This is a genomic window from Micromonospora sp. NPDC048868, assembly GCF_043198195.1.
GTDB classification, from domain to species: domain Bacteria; phylum Actinomycetota; class Actinomycetes; order Mycobacteriales; family Micromonosporaceae; genus Micromonospora; species Micromonospora reichwaldensis.
Genome location: NZ_JBICUN010000018.1, coordinates 1 through 18,807, shown reverse-complemented (window position 1 = coordinate 18,807; position 18,807 = coordinate 1). Strand labels below are relative to the sequence as shown.

Sequence of the window (18,807 nt, the reverse complement as noted above, 5' to 3'; positions counted from 1 at the left end):
GCCCACCGCCCTGGCACTAGCGGGTGTAGTGGGCCATCCCGACGTGAACCCGGGATCCGCCCGCCTTGGCGGTGGTCGCCTTCGGCGTGACCTTGCCGACGGCCTGCTTCAGCGCGTCGAGGTCGGCCTTGGTGATGGGCTTCGCTTCCTTCTTCATGTTCACCTCCCATGCGTGGATCGGCAGCGCTCCGCCATGCGGACCCGCAGGTCCGCACGCGGGCAACTGCACCTGCCTGTTCCTTTTCGGAGCAGCCGGAGGCGACCACGGAAGTCTCGCGACGAACCGTCGATCGACTCATGACTGTCCATGGGCGAGTGTGTCACCGATCGACGGGAGCCGCTGTCCCATCATCATCCACAAGGAATCGCGGGCGCGGCTGACCGGCGTCGGCGAGACCGCCGCACCCGCCCCCGCCAGCCAAAACGGGCTCCTGCGGCGCAGTCCCCCACGTCGGCGCCACCGCCGCGACTCAAGCCGTTTACAAGCGTGCGTGTAGTGGCGGCCCGACGCGGCGGGAGCGGCTCGTCCGCTGGACCTCGATCAACCGGAACGCGATCGGGCGGCCGGGTCGGCGCGACGCGTGGAGGCGCACGGCGGCCCGCTCGCGTACGCCGGTGTGCCGTGGCGCCGCAGCCGCGGTCCGTCGCAGACGTACGACCTCGGCGCGCCGGCGGCGGTCCCGGCCGCCCTCGCCGCGCGGCAGGCGACCTCACGCGGGAGCGGGCCGCGGGGCCGGCGCCCTTCTGCCCGTCGAGGCGGGTGCGGCCGCCGGCGCGCTCGAAAAAACCTGATCGGTAGCGGACGGGACTACTTGAGCTGGCCGGCGGTCAGGCCAGACTGGACCTGGCGCTGGAAGAGGATGTAGACCAGCAGTACCGGGACCACCGCGATGGTGAGGCCGGCGAAGAGCTGCGCGTAGTCGCCGGCGTAGCCCTGGTTGACCGAGAGCGCGGCGAGCCCCTGGGCCAGCACCCACTTGGACTCGTCGCCCTGCATGAGCACCTGCGGCAGCAGAAACTGGTTCCAGTGACTGAGGAAGTTGAAGATCGCGACGCTGATCAGTCCCGGACGCGCCATCGGCAGCATCACCTGGAAGAAGAGCCGGAAGTGACCGCAGCCGTCGACCAGTGCCGCCTCCGCGACGGCCGTGGGCAGGGTACGGAAGAAGGCGGTCAGGAAGAACACCGTGAACGGCAGCGAGTACGCGGCGTAGACCAGGATCAGCCCGGTCCAGGTGCCGAACAGGCCGGCGTTGCGCACCACGAAGAACAGCGGCACCAGGGCGAGGAAGACGGGGAACATCAGCCCGCCGACGAACAGGTAGTAGACGACCTGCTTGCCCCGGAACTCGTAGCGGGCGAAGACGTACGCGGCGGTGGCGCCCATCAGCATGGTCAGGGTGACCGAGCCCGCGACCACCACCAGGCTGTTGAGGAAGTACTGGCCGATGTGCGCACCGCTCCACGCGCGCGACCAGTTGTCGAAGCGCAGCGCGCTGGGCAGCGACCACGGGTCGGCCAGGATCTCCGCGTTGCTCTTGAACGAGCTGATGAACATCCAGAGCAGCGGCAGTACGGTCAGCGCACCCCAGAACAGCAGGAAGCCGTGCGACAGCACGTTGGCGACGCCGAGTTCGCGGCGTACCGGGCGGTCGGCGGGGCCGGGAGGCTCGTCGGGCAGCGCCACGGACGCGGGCTTGTCCAGAGTCGTCACGAGTACTCGATCCTGTCTCGCTTGCTGGCCCGCAGCGCCAGCACCGCCACCGTGAGGGTCAGGAAGAACATCACCACGCCGATCGCCGAGGCGTAGCCGAACTTGGTCTCGCTGCCGAACGCCGTGTCGTACATCCGCACGCCGATGACGTCGGTGGAGAAGTTGGGACCGCCGTTGGTCATCAGCTGCACCAGGATGAAGCCGTCCAGGGCGAAGATGGCCAGGTAGACCCAGGCGACCTGGACGGTGTCCCAGAGCAGCGGGATGGTCACCTTCCACAGCGTGGTCAGCCGGGAGGCGCCGTCGAGCATGACCGCCTCGTAGATCTCCTTGGGGATGGCCGACATGGCCGCGCCGAAGAGCACCACGTAGAAGCCGACGTTGCTCCAGATCATCACGGCGAGCACGCACCAGAAGGCGGTCCGCGGATCCCCCAGCCAGGTGGGCGCGCCCAGACCGACGCTGTGCAGGGCGCTGGTGAGCAGGCCCTTGTTCGGGTGGTAGACCTCCTTCCACAGCAGCGCGATGATCACGACGGAGAGCACCTGGGGGAAGAAGTAGACCGTGCGGTAGAACGACGAGCCGCGCACCCCGCTGACCCCCGCCCGGCCCTTGCGCCCGCCCATGTTGAGCATGGCGGCGAAGAAGAGGCCGAGCACGATCGTCAGCACCGGAACCAGCGCCAGCAGGATCGCGTTGTTCTTCAACGCGTTCCAGACGTAGTCGTCGTTCCAGAGCGTCTTGAAGTTCGCCAGCCCGACCGAGTTGGCGTCGGCCGAGTAGCCGAGCCAGTCGGTGGTGGAGATCTGGAACGCCTGCAGGTACGGCGACACGACGAAGATGACGTAGAGCAGCACCGGCGGCACCAGGAAGGTGACGATCAGCGGGTACTTGCCATGTCTCACGATGAGGTCCTACCTCTTCAGCGGCGGCCCGGGGGGGGGGGGGCAAACCACCCCCCCCCCCCCGGCCGGGGTGTCAGGCGGCCCGCTTGTACTTCTTGATCGAGCTGTCCTGGGCGATCGAGTCCGCGCCCTTCTGGCACTGGTCGAGGAACTCCGCCGGACCGATCCGCCCGCTGAAGAACTCGCCGCACGCGGCGTCGATGAGGTTGCGCTCCAGCTTGCGGTAGTAGTTGTTGTAGACCCAGTTGAAGCCGTTGCTGCCGGAGGCCTCCAGCGCCTTGACGACCGTGTTCAGCCCGAACGGCAGCTCGACGCCCTCGCTGGCACCAGCCACCACGGTCAGGCTGGAGACCTTCTTGGTGAAGTCCTGCGCGCCCTTCTTGGAGAGCATGACCCGGAAGAACTCCAGGCCGCCGGCGACGTTCTTGGCCTTCGCCGGGACCATGAACGGCTCCCCGGCGGTGCCCCGGACGGCCTCGAACGGCAGCTTGTCGCCGCTGCCCAGGCTCGGGGTCGGCTGGATGGTCATGTTGAACCCGGCCGGCGTGACGTCCTTCTGCTCGCTCTCCAGCCAGGAACCGCAGGAGATGAAGGCCGCCTTGCCCTGGCACCACGCGGTCTGCGACTGCTTGTGGTCGAGGCCGGGCGAGCCCTCGAGGATGAACTTGTCCTTGACGATCTGGTGCCAGGCGTCGGCCGCGGTCTTCATCGCGTCGGACTTCCAGGCGTTGGGCTCCAGGTTGTCGATCGCCGTGGCGACCGAGGGGCCGCCGAACTTGATGGCGGTCGAGATGACCGGCCAGCTCATGTAGCGCGGGTGCGCGCCCGCGTACGTCCAGGGGGCGATGCCCGCGGCCTTGATCTGCTTGCACAGCGCGATGTGCTCGTCCCAGGTCTTGGCGTACTCCCACTTGCGCTCGGTGAAGAGCTTGGTGGAGTGCCAGATGCCGTAGACGGTGTAGGTGTAGTTCATGACCAGGAACTTGCCGTCGTACGAGCCGACCTCGACGGCGCCCGGCAGCAGGGTGTCCTTGACCGTCTTGCCCGGAATGTCGAGGCTCGGGGCGGCCAGCAGCTCGCCCAGGTCGGCGATGGCGTTCTGCGACACCAGGCCGTTGAAGTCGATCTGGTTGGCGCCGGAGTTGTTGACCACGTCCGGCGGGGTGTTGTCGACGAAGCGCGGCTGGAGGGTCTTCGCGATCTCCTGCGTCGCCGAGTGGTTGATCTTCGCCTTCGGGTACTTCTCGGTGTACATGGCCTCGTGGGCCTTCGCGTACTCCTCGCCGAAGCCGCCGTTGAAGATCACCACCTCAAGGGGCGCGTCCTCCTTGACACCGAGCGGGTTCTGCTCGCTCTTGGTGCCCTTGTAGGTGCCGGCGTCGCCCTTGTCGTCGTCACCGCCGCCCGTGGCGCAGCCGGTCAGCAGGCCGGCGGCGGGGGTGGCCAGGAGGCCGGCGGCGGCGGTGCGCCGCAGGATGTCACGCCTGTTCATGGTCTCTCCTCGGATCGGTCCGGGCGGTCGCCGGATGGGGGATGGTGACCGCCGCACGAGGCGCAGGGGGAATTTGTCTTCAGTTCGCAGAATGTTGCTGAAGAATTTCTACGGCAGGAGGGCGCGGACTTCAACCCCCGGGGACCGAACCGTTATCAGCAGCGGCCAGTCCACGCCTGACGTACCCTCGGGGCCATGCGCCGCCTGCGGCAACTCGCCGCGCGCACCCCCGCTGGTCGGCAACGATACGTCGACCTGCTCCGGGCGCTCGCGATCGGCATGGTCGTTCTCGGCCACTGGGCGGTCGCCGCGATCGGCGAGGACGCCGCCGGCCGGCCGACGGGGCGCTCCGCGCTGCCCGACCTGCCGTGGGCGTACCCGCTCACCTGGGTCGCCCAGGTCATGCCGATCTTCTTCCTGGTCGGCGGGTACGCCAACGCCGCCTCGCTGGCCGCCCGCCGGGCCGCCGGCGTCGACGCCACCGCGTGGCTGCTGGACCGGGGCGCCCGGCTGCTGCGCCCGACGACCGCGCTGCTGCTGGTGATCGCCGGCGGCGCCACGCTCGCGTCGCTCGTCGGTGTCGGGGCGACGCTGGTGCGTACCGTCGCCTGGTTCGCCACGATCCCGCTCTGGTTCCTCGCCGCCTACCTGATCGTGGTGCCGCTGACCCCGGCGATGCTCGCCCTGCACCGGCGCTTCGGCCTGCTCGTGCCGGCGGCGCTGGCCGGGCTGGTCGTCGCCGGCGACGTGGGGCGGGCGCTGGGCCCGGCGGAGCTGGCGCTGCCGAACTACGTCCTCGGCTGGCTGGCCGTGCACCAGCTCGGCATCGCCTGGCGCGACGCCGACGCCGGGCGTCACGACGCCCACCCGGACGCGGCGGCCGGGCATCCGCCGCGCCCCGCGTCCGCGCGCGACCGGGCACGCGAACGTCGGCTGCCGCTGTCGCGGCGCGCGGGCGCGGCGGCGCTGCTGGGCGGCCTGGCCGCGACGGTGCTACTGACCACCGTCGGACCGTACCCGGTGAGCATGCTCAACGTCCCGGGCGAACGGCTGGACAACGCCGCCCCGCCCAGCCTGGCCCTGCTGACGCTGACCGTCGCCCAGTTCGGGCTGATCCTGCTGCTGCGCGACCCGGCGGAGCGCTGGCTGCGCCGCCCCCGCCCGTGGCAGGCGGTGATCGCGGTGAACGCCGTCGTGCTCACCGTCTTCCTCTGGCACCTCACCGCCGCGATCCTGCTGGTCGGCGCGCTGGACGCGGCCGGGCGGCTGCCGACCCCACCCCCGGGGTCGGCGGCCTGGCTGGCCTGGCGGGTGCCGTGGGTGCTGATGCTGACCGTGGTGCTGGCCGCCCTGGTCGCGGTCTTCGGCCCCGTCGAGGCCCGCACCGGCCGCGCCGGCCGCACCGGGCAGGGTCGGCCGGCCGGCGGCGGGACCGCGTCGGGCCGCGCGCCGGCCGGCGGCGGGTGGCGGGCCACCGTGCGCAGCGCGCTCGCCGCCGCCGGTTTCGCCGCCGTGGTGTACGCCCTGGTGGTCAACGCCCAGACGCCGAGGGCCGCGCCCGAGCCGCTGGGGCTGCCGGCGGCGGCGCTGGTGGCGTACCTGGCCGGGGCCGGCACCCTGCGCCTGCTCAGGTCTGGGTGGGGAAGCCGAGGTTGACCCCGCCGTGCCGGGGGTCCAACCAGCGGCTGGTGACCACCTTGCCCCGGGTGAAGAAGCGCACCCCGTCCTCGCCGTGCGCGTGCAGGTCGCCGAAGAGCGAGGCCTTCCAGCCGCCGAACGAGTAGTACGCCATCGGCACCGGGATCGGCACGTTGACACCGACCATGCCGACCTCCACCTCGTGCTGGTAGCGCCGGGCCGCGCCGCCGTCGTTGGTGAAGATCGCCGTGCCGTTGCCGTACGGGTTGGCGTTGACCAGCTCCACCGCCTCGTCGTACGAACCGACCCGCAGCACGCCGAGCACCGGGCCGAAGATCTCGTCGGTGTAGATCGACATGTCCGGGGTGACGCGGTCGAACAGGGTCGGGCCCAGCCAGAACCCGTTCGGGTCGCCGTCCGGCTCGACGTTCCGGCCGTCCACCACCGGCACCGCGCCGGCGGCCACCCCCGCCTCGACGTACGCGCGCACCCGGGCGGCGTGCGCGGCGGTGACCAGCGGGCCCATGTCGCAGCCGCGCCGGCCGTCGCCGGTGCGCAGCCGGCCCATCCGCTCGGCGATCCGGGCGACCAGGGCGTCGGCGACGGGCTCCACCGCGACCAGCGCCGAGATCGCCATGCACCGCTCCCCCGCCGAGCCGAACCCCGCGTTGACCGCCGCGTCGGCGGCCAGGTCCAGGTCGGCGTCGGGGAGCACCACCATGTGGTTCTTCGCCCCGCCCAACGCCTGCACCCGCTTGCCGGCGGCGGTGCCGCGCTGGTGGACGTGCCGGGCGACCGGGGTGGAGCCGACGAACGACACCGCCTTCACGCCCGGGTGGTCCAGCAGCGCGTCCACGGCCTCGGCGTCGCCGTTGACCACGTTGAGGACCCCGTCGGGCAGGCCGGCCTCGGCGAACCACTCCGCCAGCAGCAGCGCCGCGCCCGGGTCCTTCTCGCTCGGCTTGAGCACCACCGCGTTGCCGCAGGCCACCGCGATCGGCAGGAACCACAGCGGCACCATCGCCGGGAAGTTGAACGGGGAGATCACCGCGACGACGCCGAGCGGCTGCCGCAGGCTGTACGAGTCGACCTCGGTGGAGACGTTCTCACTGAACCCGCCGCGCAGCGCGGAGGGGATGCCGCAGGCGTACTCGATGATCTCCAGGCCGCGCTGCACCTCGCCGGCGGCGTCGGCGAGCACCTTGCCGTGCTCGGCGGTGATCACCTCGGCGAGCCGGTCCCGCCGCGCGTGCACCAACTCCCGGAAGGCGAACAGCACGGCCGTCCGCCTCGCCAGGGACGCGTCCCGCCAGGACCGGGCCGCGCGCCCGGCGGCCTCCACCGCAACCGCGACGTCCGCCGCCGAGGCCAGCTCCACCCGGGCCGTACGCCGACCGGTCGCCGGGTCGAAGACGTCCCCGTGCCGCCCGGACGAGCCGCTGAACGGCTTGCCGTCGACGAAGTGGCCGATGACGCCGACGCCGTGCTCCGCCGCGCTCACGCCGCCACCTCCGCCGCCACGCAGGAGCGGACCGCGTCGACCAGGATGGCCAGGCCCTCGCGGGCCTCGTCCTCGGTCAGGGTCAGTGGCGGGCCCATCCGCAGCACGTTGCCGTACAGGCCGCCCTTGCCGGTGAGCAGCCCGCCGGCCCGGCACGCCTCGAAGACCCGACCGGTCAGCGCCGGGTCCGGCTCGGCGGTGCCCGGCCGGACGAACTCGACGCCGAGCATCAGCCCCTTGCCGCGTACCTCCGCGACGCCGTCGAGACCGGCCACGGCGGCGCGCAGGCCGTCGGCGAGGATCGCGCCGGTGCGGGCCGCGTTGGCCTGGAGGTCGTGGTCGAGCAGGTAGTCGAGCACCGCGTTGCCGGCGGCGGTCGAGACCGGGTTGCCGCCGAAGGTGGAGAAGCTGATGCCCGGCACCGACTCCAGCACGTCCGCGCGGCCGACCACGCCGGCCAGGGCGAAGCCGTTGCCGATGCCCTTGGCGAAGGTGAGCAGGTCCGGGGTCACGCCGTGCGCCTGGTAGCCCCAGAAGTGCTCCCCGGTACGCCCCCAGCCGGTCTGCACCTCGTCGCAGACGAACAGGATGCCGTGGGAGTCGAGGACCTTCTTCCAGGCGGCGAAGAGCCCGTCCGGCGGGTGCACGAAGCCGCCCACGCCCTGGATCGGCTCGGCGATCAGGCAGGCCACGTCGCCGGCGGTCTGGGTGGCGAGCACCTCGTGCAGGTCCTCCACGGCCGCCTCGACCCGTTCGGCCTCGCCCAACCGGGCCAGCAGGCCGCGCAGCCGCTCGCCGGAGTGCAGCCAGGCCACCTGGAGCGGGTTGAGCGCGCTGGCCGACCAGCCCCGGTTGCCGGTCACGCCCATCGCCGCGTACGACCGGCCGTGGTAGCTGTTGCGCACGGCGAGGATCTGGTGCGAGCGGCGGTGGTTGGTGGCGGCCAGCAGCGCCGCCTCGTTCGCCTCGGTGCCCGAGTTGGTGAAGAAGACCCGCGCGTCGGGGATGCCGGAGAGCCGCGCGATCTTCTCGGCCAGCTCGACCTGCTGCCGGATCAGGTAGAGGGTGGAGCTGTGCACGATGCCGGTGCGCAACTGCCGCTCGACGGCCTCCCGGATCTCCGGGACGTCGTAGCCGATCATGTTGGTCAGCACGCCGCCGAAGAAGTCGAGGTAGGTGCGGCCCCGGGCGTCGGTGACCCGGCGGCCGGAGCCGGAGACCAGCTCGAGCGGCTCGTCGTAGTAGAGCGGCATCCAGGACGGGAGCACGGCCCGGTGCCGGGCCAGCAGGTCGTCGGTGGTCATCGTCGCACCCTCTCAGCGGCGTTCGCGGTAACCGCACGCTGCCACCAGCCGGCGGCGGGGACAAGGGCCGGCGGGTGGCGCGGCACCGGGGCCGCCCCGCACCGTCGCCCGGCGCACGACCGGCCCGGGCCGGTCGTGCGCCGCCGGCCCGGTCGTGCGCCGCCCGGGCACCCGGCCGCCGGTACGATCCGGCGGTGCGGACCGGTGAGGAAGCGCCGCGTGGGGCGCCGGCGCTGCCGACCGGCGCGGCGGGCACGAGCGTCGGGGCGATCGCGGCCGGCGTACGGGCCTGGCTGGGCTCGGGGCCGCTGCGCGACCTCGTCGGGCACTTCGGCGGCACGTGGCCGGACGGGGACGTGGCGGGAGTGCTGGCCGGCCTCGACGACTTCTCCGCCCGGCACTGGGACTTCCGGGGTGGCCGGGAGCGGCCGGACGCCCGGGAACCGGCCGTCGACGCGGCCACCGCGCGGCTGGTGCTCGCCACCGCCGACGCGCTCGGCATGGTGCGTCCGGCGGCGCCAGCCCGCTCGCGGTACGCCCACCTGGTCGTGCTCGGCGGGTTGGCGCACGCCTGTCAGCGCCGGGTCGCGTACGCGGCGCACCTGCTGCGCGGCGGCACCCGGGTCGGCGGCGAGGTGGCGGTGCTGGGCAGCTTCCGCCCGCTGTCGGACGCGGAGTGCCGGGCCCTGGAGGTGGCCGGCGTCCCGCCCTGCGAGACCGAGGTGGCGGCGCTGGACGCGGCGGTGCGGCGGGAGTTCGCGGTGACCGTCCCGGCCGAGGAGGACGGCCACGACGCCGACCACCCGCACCGCTCCTGGTCGTCGCGCACGTACCGGCCCGAGGGTGGCCCGCCGGTGCGCGTACTGGCCGCCCCGTCCGGCGATCCCGCGCGGCGCCGCGCGCACACCGCCGACACCCAGCGGTTCTGGGCCGAGCACGTCCGCCTGCGCGCGGGCGACACGGTGCTGATGGTGACCGCGCCGATCTACGTGCCGTTCCAGCACTGCGACGCGCTGCGCACCCTCGCCGTGCCGTACGGCTGCGCGATCGAGACCGTCGGCGTCGACCCGGCCCTGCCCGACCTGGCCGGGCTGCCCGAACCGGCGCTCACCCCGGGTCGCTACCTCCAGGAGATCCGCTCGGCCATCCGGTCCGTGCGGGCCCTGCACACGGCGCTGGGCGACGGCTGACCGGCGCACGGCCGGGGGCCGACGCACGACGATCGCCGCGCGCCGGCCCCGTGGGCCGCGCTCAGTTGACGTAGACGGGGGCGTTGCCCTTGCTGGCGTCCTGCACGGGCGAGTACGTCGCGGAGAAGTACGCCGTGCCGAAGCAGAGGCTGGGGCCGGAGAACTTGGTAAGCGTCTGGTTGGTGAAGGTGATCGAGTTGTTGGCGTTGGTCGCCGTGCCGGTCAGGCTGTTGGTGCTGGTCCGGTAGACGCAGGTGATCGCGCCGAGCAGCGAGTTCAGCACGACGGTGCTCTGGATCGGCGCCGTCGCCGTGCCGCTGATCTTGACCACGCCGGCGCTGGTGACCGAGGTGGCGTACGGCAGGTTCTGCACGGTCACGCTCTGCACCCCGGTGGTGCCGATGACGTTTGTGGTGCAGTTGGTGAAGGACTGGGCGGTCAGGCTCTCGGTGGCGGTGCCCGGGGCCGCCGGGTTGCTCAGCACCTTGGCGCTGAAGGTGGACGCGGCGCACTTCACGCCGGTGGTGCCCGAGGCGGAGGAGTAGAAGGTGGCGTTGGTGCCGGTCCTGAGGCTGGCCCGGATCACGTCGTTGACGGCGACGGCGGTGCCGCCCGGCGCCGGGTAGGTCAGCACGTTGTTGGCGAACGGTGCCGGGGTGGCGGAGCGCGGAGCGGCGGCGGAGCCCGGAGCGGCGGCGAGGCCGGTCAGCAGCACGAGGGCGGTGAGACCCACGCCGATTCGTCCGTACCTGAGCATGGTTCTTCCTTTCGGGGGACGGGGGGAGGTCGACTCGCGCGGGCGGGGGGTGCCCGCGTGGCGACCGGGGCCGTCGCGTCATGGACGGCGGTGGGGGGTGCCGGGCGGCCGTCGGGGCCGGACGGCGGTGGCGGTGGTGGTGCGGCGACGTCAGCGGGCAGGCCGGCGTGGCGCGCCGCGGCGCAGCGGCGTCACCTGCGTCTTTCCGGCCTTGGGAGGGCGCACCTGTTCCGCGATAATGGCAGCCATCGAGCCCTCCTTCGATGAGCCGACGGGTGACCATCCGGAAGATCACCCATGGTGACGGGATCCCAACTGAGCGTGCAGAAAGTTATAAACCCCGGAGGGTCGTAAAGTCAATGAATGGAGAGGCAGGCACGTTGACCACGCAGCGCCGCCCGCATCCGGCGCCCCTGCCGGGTGCGCGCCCCGGTCGCGACCCCGATCGCGCGATCAAACGTGGTCCGCGCCGGCTCTCCGCCGAGGCGGTGGCCGCCACCCAGCGCGACCGCCTCTTCGACGGGCTCGTGCGGGAGGTGGCGACGAAGGGCTACGACAACGCCCGGGTCACGGACATCTGCCACGCCGCCGGGGTGACCCGACCGGCCTTCTACGCCCTCTTCAGCGGCAAGGAGGACGCCTTCCTCGCCGCGTACCGGCACGGCGTCGCCGTGCTGTCGCAGCTCATGGAGAGCGCCTACCGGGAGGCCGGGCCGACGTGGTCGGACGCCGCCCGCGCCGCCCTGCGCACCCTGCTGGAGGTGCTGGCGAGCGTGCCCGCCTTCGCCCGGATGGCGCTCGTCGAGGTGGACGCGGCCGGCCCGGACGCCCGCCGGGAGCGCGACGCCCTGCTCGGCAGCTTCCGCCGGTTCTTCGCCGACGCCGGCCCCGGCCCGACGGTGGACGTGGACCGGGACGCGCTGGTGTCCACCGTGGTCGGCGGGATCCACGCCACCGTGCGCAGCCGGGTGGCCCAGGGCCGGGCGACGGAGCTGCCCCAGCTGCTGCCGGTGCTCACCTACGCGGCCACCGCGCCCTTCCTCGGCACCGACGACGCGGCCCGGGCGACGCGGCTGGCACGCCCGGCCGACGGCCCGGGCACGACCGCGCCGTGCGCGCCGGCCGGCGAGGCGGCCACCCTCTCCTGACGGCGACCCGGCCTCCCGGCCGGGCAGCCGACACCGCGCGGTCGGAAACCGCAGCGGTTTTTCACTTTGGCCGCATTTGGCAGATACCGCCTCAACCAGCCCCCACCGGCCGTTGACCCGGCATTTACTCGGCGGTAACTTCAGCCTGCGCAGAGCTTGAGCCGATTTCCCATTGTCGCCGATCAATCGATCTTCGAAAGGGAGCCCGCCATGTCGGAGCAGATCGCACCGATCGAACCCGATCCGCCGCGTAGTGGCGTGCGCTGGCGCCGGTTCGCCGTCACGCTGGGCACCGTCGTGGCGGGTGCCGCCGGCATGGTCGTGCTGACCGCCCAGGGCGTACTGGGCGCGCAGTTCGCCATCTCCGGCATGCCGTTCACCGTCACCGCCGACAAGCTCACCGGCACGGGGTTCGAGCAGTTCGCCACCATCGACCAGATGATTCCGGACAGCCCCAACCAGGGCGACACCGGCGGGCAGGTCCTGGTGATGGTGTCGGCGATCGACAAGGCCGAACTGACGAACCTCTGCCAGAGCATCAACCTGGGCGGCGTCTACCTGAAGATCACCGCCGGCGGCGCCGGCACGCCGGTCACCGCCCGCACCCTGGTCGTCGACGGCGACGAGGTCGCCGGCAACGCCTCGTTCAAGAACATCAACGTCGGGCAGGACGCCAGCACCCTCGACCAGGTGCCCGGGGTCAAAGGCAACCCCGGCGTCTTCGCCCAGCAGTCGGACACGGTGATCATCACCAACCTGCGGCAGAACAACTACGCCACCACGGCCGCCGTCTTCAACCTGCCCGACCTGCGCATGGCGTTCACCTCCGACGGATGCTGACGTGACCGCCGCGGGACACCACCCGGTGCCAGCCGCCCGCCGACCCGGCGGGCGCTGGCGCCGCTGGCGGCGGGGCCGCCCGTTCACCGCCGGGGTGCTGATCGCGCTCGGCGGCACGGAGATGCTCGTGACCCTGCGCGCGCCGCTCGGGGTGCTGCTGCACGTCGGGCCGCAGGGGCTGGCCGCGTACCTGGTGCCGGCCGTCCTGGTGCTCTGCGGGGTGCTGCTGGTCGCCACCCCGCAGCAGCGGGTCTTCTACGCCGTGCTCTCCCTGCTGCTCGGGCTGGTCTCCTGGCTGACCTCGAACCTGGGCGGCTTCCTGGTCGGGATGCTGCTGGCCCTCGTCGGCGGGGCACTCGCCTTCGCCTGGACGCCCGACAAGCGGCGCCAACCGGCCGGCGCCACCCGGGCGCCCGAAGCATCGGCCCCGCAGACCGGGGACCCGGAGGACGACCCGGACGACGACGAGCTGCTGCCGGGCCTGGGCACGACGCACCCGACGCCCGCCGACCGGGGCTGAGTCAGCCGGCGGTGTCGCGTACCGCCTGGGCGAAGACCTCGGAGCGGTGCTCGAAGTTGCGGAACCGCCCGTAGCTCGGCGCCGCCGGGGAGAGCAGGACCACCCCGTCGGCCGGGGTCACCTCGCGGGCCAGCCGGACAGCGTCGACCAGGTCGTCGACCACCTCGGTACGCACCTTCGGCAGGCCGGCGAGCGCCTCGACGATCCGGGGGCCGCTGTCGGGAATGCCGAGCACGGTCAGCTCGCGCTCCGCGAGGTGCTCGCGCAGCGGCGCGTAGTCCAGGCCCCGGTCGGTGCCACCGACGATCACCGTCAACGGCCGCCCCTCGTACGCGTCGATGGCGTGCATGGCCGCGTACGGGCTGGTGGCGAGGGTGTCGTCGACGAAGGTGAGGCCGGACGGGTCGGCGATCTCGGTGAGCCGGTGGGCCAGCCCCTGGAACTCGGCGACCGCCACGGCCAGCGTGTCCCGGCGATCCACCACGTCGACGCCGAGCGCGTCGAGCACCGCGAGGGCGACGCAGAGGTTGCCCTCGTTGTGCCGGCCGACCAGCGGCAGCACCGCACGCGGGAAGAGCGGCCGGTCGCCGAGGTGGAACCAGGGCGTGCCGTCGGCGCCGCCGGCCACGTGGGTGGTGTCCGGCAGGCCGGCGCGCACCGCCGCGCGGTCGCCCAGTTCGAGGGCGAGCCTCGGGTCGGCGCCGTTGACCACCACGGTCCGTGGCCCGTGCGCCAGCAGGTTGAGCTTGTCGCGGTAGTACTCGGCCTCGCCGCCGTGCGCGTCGAGGTGCTCGGGGAAGAGGGAGGTGACGACCGCCACCCGGGGCGAGTCGGTCAGGTCGCTGCACTGGTAGCTGGACAGCTCCAGCACGTACAGCTCCGCCTCCGGCAGGTCCAGCGTCGGCACGCCGATGTTGCCGCCGAACACGTTCGGCCGGTCCACGGCGGCGAGCAGGTGGCTGATCAGGCTGGAGGTGGTGCTCTTGCCCTTGCTGCCGGTGACGCCGACGGTGCGGGCGGCGTGGTCGGCCATCCACAGGGCGGTGCCCTGGGTGACGGTCGCCCCGCGCCGGCGCAGCTTCACCAGCCACGGGTGGGTCTGCGGCACGCCTGGCGAGCGGACCACCACGTCGGCGGCGGCCAGCCGGGCGAAGCCCTCCTCGCCGGTGACCAGCGGCGCCGCCTCGGCCAGCGGCCCCTCCCAGGGCAGGCTGAGGAAGTTGGCGCTGTCGTCGACGGCGACCAGGTCGGCCGGGCCGTGCGCGGCGATCGCGGTCACCGCGGCCCGGCCCTCCCGGCCGGCCCCCCAGACGGCGACGGTACGTCCGCGCAGGTCAGACAGGCGCACGGGCTCTCCTCAGGGGGTGTTGTCGGGCGTGGCAGGGGCGGGGTCCGGCGCAGCCGGACACGGCCGGACGAACCAGGGCCTAGTATGGCGTGTGCCCAACGAGCAGCTCCGGCGGATGGACGCCTTCACCTTCCCGTCCTACTCGATCGACCTCTCCACCGGGGAGGTGTTGTTCGATTACGCCCTCACCGGCCCCGACGGCGAGCAGCGGTTCACCGAGGTGGTCACCCTTCCCCTGCCGGACGCGCCGCCCTCGGACGAGACCGTGGCGACCCTGGGCCGGGTGCTGGAGCTGTTGCACGTGGTCGCCGGCGTCAGCTACTACAAGGTCGCCGCGCCGCCGCGCCTGGTGCTGCCGGCGCCGCTGGGCACGGCCGCCGCCGAGCTGGTCACCGCCGTCTACACCAAGGGCCTCGCGGAGTACGCGTACCGCAACCAGCTGCCGCACGTGCTCGAGCTGCGCCCGGAGGTGCCGCCCGGCACGGTCTCCCCGCCCCGGGAGTACGACGACTCCGACCGGCGTCCGCTCTCGGCTGTCGGCGGCGGCAAGGACTCCATCGTCAGCCTGGAGGCCCTGCGCCGGGCGGGCCTCGACCCGGTGCCCTTCTCGGTCAACCCGAACCACGTGATCGTCGCGGTGAACGAGGCGTCCGGGCTCGCCCCGCTCGCCGCCCGGCGGCGCATCGACCCGGTGCTGTTCGAGCTCAACGCCGCCGGGGCCCGCAACGGCCACATCCCGGTCACCGCGATCAACTCGCTGATCGCCGTCGCCACTGCGGTGCTGCACGGCCTGGGCCCGGTGGTGATGTCCAACGAGCGCTCGGCGTCGGACCCGAACCTGGTCTGGAACGGCCACGAGATCAACCACCAGTGGTCCAAGGGCGTGGAGGCGGAGGGGCTGCTCCGGGCCGCACTGGCCGCGCACGCCGGGCTCACCGAGCCCTACTTCTCGCTGCTGCGCTCGCTCTCGGAGCTGCACATCGCCCGGTCGTTCGCCGAGATCGACCGCTACGACGACGTGGTGACGAGCTGCAACGCCGCGTTCAAGCTGCGCGACGCCAGCGAGCGCTGGTGCCGCGACTGCCCGAAGTGCCGGTTCGTCTTCCTGGCCATGGCGCCGTTCATGCCCCGCGAGCGGGTCACCCACATCTTCGGCGGCGACCTGCTCGCCGACCCCTCGCAGATCCCCGGCTACCGGGAGCTGCTGGGCGTGGACGGGCACAAGCCGTTCGAGTGCGTCGGCGAGGTGGAGGAGTCCGTGGTGGCCCTGAGCCTGCTGGCCGAGCAGGACCAGTGGCGCGACGCCCCGGTGGTCCGCGCCCTGGTCGACGCGGTCCCGGCCACGGCCTGGTCGACGGCGGCCACCTCGGACGTCTTCACCCCGGGCGGCCCGAACCACATCCCCCCGCCCTACGCCAAGGCCCTCGCTGCGCTGACCTGACGCTGACGGGGGTGTTGGGTCAGCGGGGCGATGCGGGGTGGGTGCGGATGGCGTCGAGGGCCAGCAGGGCCACGTGCAGGGAGAGGCAGGCCTCGACCGAGTCGAGGTCCACGTCCAGGACGCGGCGGATCCGGGCCAGCCGCTCGTAGAAGGCCGGTCGGGACAGGTGTGCCGCCCCGGCCGCCGCCGACTTGTTGCGGCCCTGCTCCAGGTACGCCCGCAGGGTGCCCAGCAGCTGCTCCCGCGGGTGCTGCGCGTCGTGGGTCAGCAGTGCGCCGAGTTCCCGCTCGACGAACGTCTGCAACCGGGGCTCGTCGCGCAGCAGGTGCAGCAGCCCCGCCAGCCCGACGTGCGGTAGCCGGAAGACCGGCAGGTCCCGCCGGTCCCGCCGGGCGGCGTCGGCGATCTGCCGGGCCTCGACCAGCGACCGGCGCGCCTCCCGCAGGCTGGGCACGCCGGAACCGGCCGCGACGAGCAGTCCGCCGCCCGCCGGCCGGGCCACGCCGTTCGTCCGCCCGTTGGACCGGGCCGGTCCGTCACCACGGACGGGGGCGTCCGGGCGGGTGCGGTGCAGCGCGGCGGCGAACGCGGCCAGCGACCGCTCCTCGGCCGCCGGCTCCGGCAGGGCGAGCAGCACGCCGACGGCGTGGTCGTCGACGGCGCTGGACAGCCCGGTCAGCTTCGCCTCGTGCAACGCCTGCCCGACCGCCTCGGCGAGATCACGCAGCCGAGCAGGGCCGGCCTCCGGACCGCCCGGCTGCCCCTGGTCCGGGGCCGGGCCGCCCTCCCCCGCCGGGTCGTCGGCCCGGTGCCGGACCACCACCCCGACCAGGTGCCGGCGCTCCAGCAGCACGCCGAGCGCCCGGGCCCGCAGGGCGACCTCGTCCACCGGCAGCGAGTGGTCGAGCAGGGCGGTGAGCAGCGTACGGTGGATCTGCCGCTCCAGGCCCTCGGCGTCGCGCCGGATCAGCCGGCCCAGGGCCAGCGTCGAGGCGGCCCGCTCGACGAGGATGGTCAGCCGGGTGGGCGGGACCACGGGCGGCGCGGCGACGCCGACGGGCGCTCCGCCCTCCTCGGCGGGGTCGAACACGCGCCGGCCCGCCGCCAGGTCGCCCCCGCCGGGCCAGCGCAGCAGCAGCCGCCCCCAGTCCTGCCCCCGGGCGCCGACCGTGGTCACCAGCCACCCGTTGTCGCCGTCGTACGCGGTCCGCCCCGCCGGCCGGATCCGCCGCGAGTGCTGCTCCCAGCAGTCCAGCAGCAGCTCGGCGCTCTCCCCCGCCGGGTCGTACGCGAGCACCTGCCGGGAGAGGTTCTCCAGCACCACCGGGCAGCCGGAGAGGTCGGCGGCCTGCCGTACCACCTCGCCGGGGCCGGCGCCCTCCACCGACAGCTCCGTGAAGCGCTGGTGGATCTCCTCCGTCGCCCGCAGCTCGGTCAGCTGGGCGTCCACGATCAGCGCGTGCACCGCCTCGGTGATCCGGACGAACGGGGTGGCCCGCCGCAGCTCGACCAGGGGCAGGCCGCGCCGCTCGGCGGCGGCGGCCATCACCCGGGGCACCCCGCTGACGTACCGACGACCCAGCTCGACGACCAGGCCGGAGACGCCCACGTCCGCCAGGTCGCCGATGAAGGCGCGCAGCCCGGCGTCGTCGGCGGGCAGCCCGATCCCGGTGGTGAGCACCAGCTCGCCGCCGCCGAGCAGCGGGGCGATGTCGGGCACCTCGGTCACGTGCACCCAGCGCACCGGGCGGTCGAGACCGGCCTCCCCGGCGACCAGGCGCGGAGCGCCGTGGCGGACCGGGTCCAGCGCGAGGACCTCACGGACGGTAGGGAACACGGGCGACACGCTACCGTCCGTGACATAGATTCCGCACGGGCAGCCGCCCCGTCCCGGGTTCATGCCGCCAAGTGCGTACAAGCGGTGCGACAACCGCTGCCGGGACCCGGCCGGAAGATGGGCGTTATCGCGGGAGCCGAACAGCCCACCTGGGCCCGCGGGGGTCAGTCGGTCGGCCGTGTCAGCTACGGGTCACGATGCCGGGTGCTCGACCTGTGCGCGCACCTGCGTAAATAGCCTGCTCGGATTGTCGGCCGGCTTGAAGCCTCCGAAGTGAATCACGCCAATGACGTACGGGGAGGCCCACCCGCAGACTTCGACGCGGATGCCGGCGTTCTTGCTGGTGCCGCAGCGTGCTGTGCCGCCCAGCGGTCCCGGCGCGACCGGCTTCACGTCGACGACCGCCGTCAGCGCGCCGAACACGGCGTCGAGCGTCGTTTCCGGTGCGACAACAGTGCCGGAGACCCCGCTGACAAGCACGAACCGGCTGTCGTCGGGTCGATGAACCCCGAGCTCCGCTGAATGCTTCTCCTTCCCCGCTGCGTAGGCGGTACCCACCGCGCTGGTCGGCTCACCCTGGAGAAGTCTCTTGAAGCCGCCGATGTTCTGCTTGGTCATGTCGTGCAGTCGTCGGTCGATCGATTCGTTCCAGCCGTCGAGCAGCGTCTCAGGCGCGTCGAGTCGTATCGAAACGGTATTGGGGCTGCTGCTGGGCGAGTGGCCGGCGGCAGGCCGTAACTCAGCGGTGTCCGTCGGCCGCGTGCATCCAGCCGCTAGCAGGACCGCCAGGACCAGTGCGTTGGCCTTCGCGGCGCGAAGGGCGCCACCCGTAGGCGTTGTCGTCATGCTCCACGCTTCCTCTCGAGGCCGGCGGCGCACGATATCGCGACGGGCCTGCGTCGCAGCAGGCTGGCCACCGCTGCGATGCCGCCCGAGTGTGTCGGGTAAGCGAATGCCTACTTCAGCCAGGTCTTGGCCCAGTGGGGTGATCGCTACAGCATCCAGTCCGATCCTTACCAGATCCTTGTGATGTCACGTCAGTCCCGGGCCCGCGCCCAGTCGAGGAAGCGTTCCCTCAGAGGGTGGTTCGGTAGCCTTTGCCCATTGTGGGCTTGGCTCAGTGTGTGAATGCGAGCGATGGTCGTAACCGGTGAGGTCTCCATCGCGTTGGG

General features: G+C 72.9%; 16 protein-coding genes. 6 read left to right on the top strand and 10 right to left on the bottom strand.

Going from position 1 to position 18,807, the window contains the following annotated elements:
• Positions 1 to 16 precede the first annotated feature (16 nt).
• The 4 genes from ACGFNF_RS24075 to ngcE form a co-directional block, all read right to left on the bottom strand.
• Positions 17 to 157, bottom strand: a complete 141-nt coding sequence (locus ACGFNF_RS24075; protein WP_357578650.1) for a hypothetical protein — start codon at positions 155 to 157, stop codon at positions 17 to 19.
• 651 nt (positions 158 to 808) lie between these two features.
• The gene (locus ACGFNF_RS24070; RefSeq protein ID WP_393170812.1) at positions 809 to 1,714 is read right to left on the bottom strand and encodes a carbohydrate ABC transporter permease; all 906 of its coding nucleotides are present in this window, start codon (positions 1,712 to 1,714) and stop codon (positions 809 to 811) included.
• Positions 1,711 to 2,619, bottom strand: coding sequence for a sugar ABC transporter permease (locus ACGFNF_RS24065; protein WP_357578649.1), 909 nt, complete (start codon positions 2,617 to 2,619; stop codon positions 1,711 to 1,713). Before ACGFNF_RS24065 ends, ACGFNF_RS24070 begins: the two co-directional genes overlap by 4 nt.
• A gap of 73 nt (positions 2,620 to 2,692) precedes the next feature.
• Positions 2,693 to 4,111 (bottom strand): N-acetylglucosamine/diacetylchitobiose ABC transporter substrate-binding protein, encoded by a 1,419-nt coding sequence (gene ngcE / locus ACGFNF_RS24060; RefSeq protein WP_132238802.1) that lies wholly within the window; start codon positions 4,109 to 4,111, stop codon positions 2,693 to 2,695.
• A gap of 195 nt (positions 4,112 to 4,306) precedes the next feature.
• On the opposite strand from ngcE, the gene ACGFNF_RS24055 reads away from it, so the two are divergent.
• Complete coding sequence (locus ACGFNF_RS24055; RefSeq protein WP_393170809.1) at positions 4,307 to 5,767, top strand: acyltransferase; 1,461 nt, start codon at positions 4,307 to 4,309, stop codon at positions 5,765 to 5,767.
• On the opposite strand, the gene ACGFNF_RS24050 is transcribed toward ACGFNF_RS24055, so the two are convergent.
• Together ACGFNF_RS24050 and ACGFNF_RS24045 are read right to left on the bottom strand one after the other, a co-directional pair.
• Positions 5,739 to 7,250 carry a CoA-acylating methylmalonate-semialdehyde dehydrogenase gene (locus tag ACGFNF_RS24050; protein WP_393170807.1) on the bottom strand — a complete coding sequence of 504 codons (1,512 nt, stop codon included), beginning with the start codon at positions 7,248 to 7,250 and terminating at the stop codon, positions 5,739 to 5,741. The two genes, ACGFNF_RS24055 and ACGFNF_RS24050, sit on opposite strands and share 29 nt — an antisense overlap.
• Positions 7,247 to 8,554 carry an aspartate aminotransferase family protein gene (locus ACGFNF_RS24045; RefSeq protein ID WP_393170805.1) on the bottom strand — a complete coding sequence of 436 codons (1,308 nt, stop codon included), beginning with the start codon at positions 8,552 to 8,554 and terminating at the stop codon, positions 7,247 to 7,249. The genes ACGFNF_RS24050 and ACGFNF_RS24045 overlap by 4 nt, the downstream gene beginning before the upstream one ends.
• Before the next feature lie 194 nt (positions 8,555 to 8,748).
• Here ACGFNF_RS24045 and ACGFNF_RS24040 point away from each other — a divergent pair, with 194 nt between their 5' ends.
• On the top strand, positions 8,749 to 9,744 hold the full coding sequence (locus ACGFNF_RS24040; protein ID WP_393170803.1) for a hypothetical protein: 996 nt from the start codon (positions 8,749 to 8,751) through the stop codon (positions 9,742 to 9,744).
• A gap of 61 nt (positions 9,745 to 9,805) precedes the next feature.
• On the opposite strand, the gene ACGFNF_RS24035 is transcribed toward ACGFNF_RS24040, so the two are convergent.
• Entirely contained in the window at positions 9,806 to 10,501 is a 696-nt protein-coding gene (locus ACGFNF_RS24035) for a Tat pathway signal sequence domain protein (protein WP_393170801.1), read from the bottom strand.
• A gap of 380 nt (positions 10,502 to 10,881) precedes the next feature.
• On the opposite strand from ACGFNF_RS24035, the gene ACGFNF_RS24030 reads away from it, so the two are divergent.
• From ACGFNF_RS24030 to ACGFNF_RS24020, 3 genes are all read left to right on the top strand, one after another.
• Positions 10,882 to 11,649 (top strand): TetR/AcrR family transcriptional regulator, encoded by a 768-nt coding sequence (locus ACGFNF_RS24030; RefSeq protein WP_327028997.1) that lies wholly within the window; start codon positions 10,882 to 10,884, stop codon positions 11,647 to 11,649.
• Positions 11,650 to 11,859: 210 nt separating this feature from the next.
• On the top strand, positions 11,860 to 12,489 hold the full coding sequence (locus tag ACGFNF_RS24025) for a DUF6230 family protein (RefSeq protein WP_357580105.1): 630 nt from the start codon (positions 11,860 to 11,862) through the stop codon (positions 12,487 to 12,489).
• 1 nt (position 12,490) lies between these two features.
• Positions 12,491 to 13,009: a DUF6114 domain-containing protein gene (locus ACGFNF_RS24020; RefSeq protein WP_393170798.1), complete on the top strand. Its 519-nt coding sequence runs from the start codon at positions 12,491 to 12,493 to the stop codon at positions 13,007 to 13,009.
• Position 13,010: 1 nt separating this feature from the next.
• On the opposite strand, the gene murD is transcribed toward ACGFNF_RS24020, so the two are convergent.
• The gene (gene murD, locus ACGFNF_RS24015; protein ID WP_393170796.1) at positions 13,011 to 14,357 is read right to left on the bottom strand and encodes a UDP-N-acetylmuramoyl-L-alanine--D-glutamate ligase; all 1,347 of its coding nucleotides are present in this window, start codon (positions 14,355 to 14,357) and stop codon (positions 13,011 to 13,013) included.
• Between the two features lie 91 nt (positions 14,358 to 14,448).
• Between murD and ACGFNF_RS24010 the strand changes: the two genes are divergently transcribed.
• Positions 14,449 to 15,798 (top strand): hypothetical protein, encoded by a 1,350-nt coding sequence (locus ACGFNF_RS24010; RefSeq protein ID WP_393170795.1) that lies wholly within the window; start codon positions 14,449 to 14,451, stop codon positions 15,796 to 15,798.
• Positions 15,799 to 15,817: 19 nt separating this feature from the next.
• Here the strand turns inward: ACGFNF_RS24010 and ACGFNF_RS24005 are convergent, their stop codons facing one another.
• Together ACGFNF_RS24005 and ACGFNF_RS24000 are read right to left on the bottom strand one after the other, a co-directional pair.
• Positions 15,818 to 17,644 carry a PucR family transcriptional regulator gene (locus tag ACGFNF_RS24005; protein WP_393170793.1) on the bottom strand — a complete coding sequence of 609 codons (1,827 nt, stop codon included), beginning with the start codon at positions 17,642 to 17,644 and terminating at the stop codon, positions 15,818 to 15,820.
• A 183-nt stretch (positions 17,645 to 17,827) separates the two neighbouring features.
• Positions 17,828 to 18,481, bottom strand: coding sequence for a hypothetical protein (locus ACGFNF_RS24000; protein ID WP_393170791.1), 654 nt, complete (start codon positions 18,479 to 18,481; stop codon positions 17,828 to 17,830).
• Between the last annotated feature and the right edge of the window lie 326 nt (positions 18,482 to 18,807).

What these genes read in the sequence shown, in the direction of transcription:
- ngcE (WP_132238802.1), bottom strand. Translation starts at nt 4,111, where the DNA reads ATGAACAGGCGTGACATCCTGCGGCGCACCGCCGCCGCCGGCCTCCTG.
- ACGFNF_RS24045 (WP_393170805.1), bottom strand. Translation starts at nt 8,554, where the DNA reads ATGACCACCGACGACCTGCTGGCCCGGCACCGGGCCGTGCTCCCGTCC.
- ACGFNF_RS24035 (WP_393170801.1), bottom strand. Translation starts at nt 10,501, where the DNA reads ATGCTCAGGTACGGACGAATCGGCGTGGGTCTCACCGCCCTCGTGCTG.
- ACGFNF_RS24000 (WP_393170791.1), bottom strand. Translation starts at nt 18,481, where the DNA reads ATGACGACAACGCCTACGGGTGGCGCCCTTCGCGCCGCGAAGGCCAAC.
- ACGFNF_RS24055 (WP_393170809.1), top strand. Translation starts at nt 4,307, where the DNA reads ATGCGCCGCCTGCGGCAACTCGCCGCGCGCACCCCCGCTGGTCGGCAA.
- ACGFNF_RS24025 (WP_357580105.1), top strand. Translation starts at nt 11,860, where the DNA reads ATGTCGGAGCAGATCGCACCGATCGAACCCGATCCGCCGCGTAGTGGC.
- ACGFNF_RS24075 (WP_357578650.1), bottom strand. Translation starts at nt 157, where the DNA reads ATGAAGAAGGAAGCGAAGCCCATCACCAAGGCCGACCTCGACGCGCTG.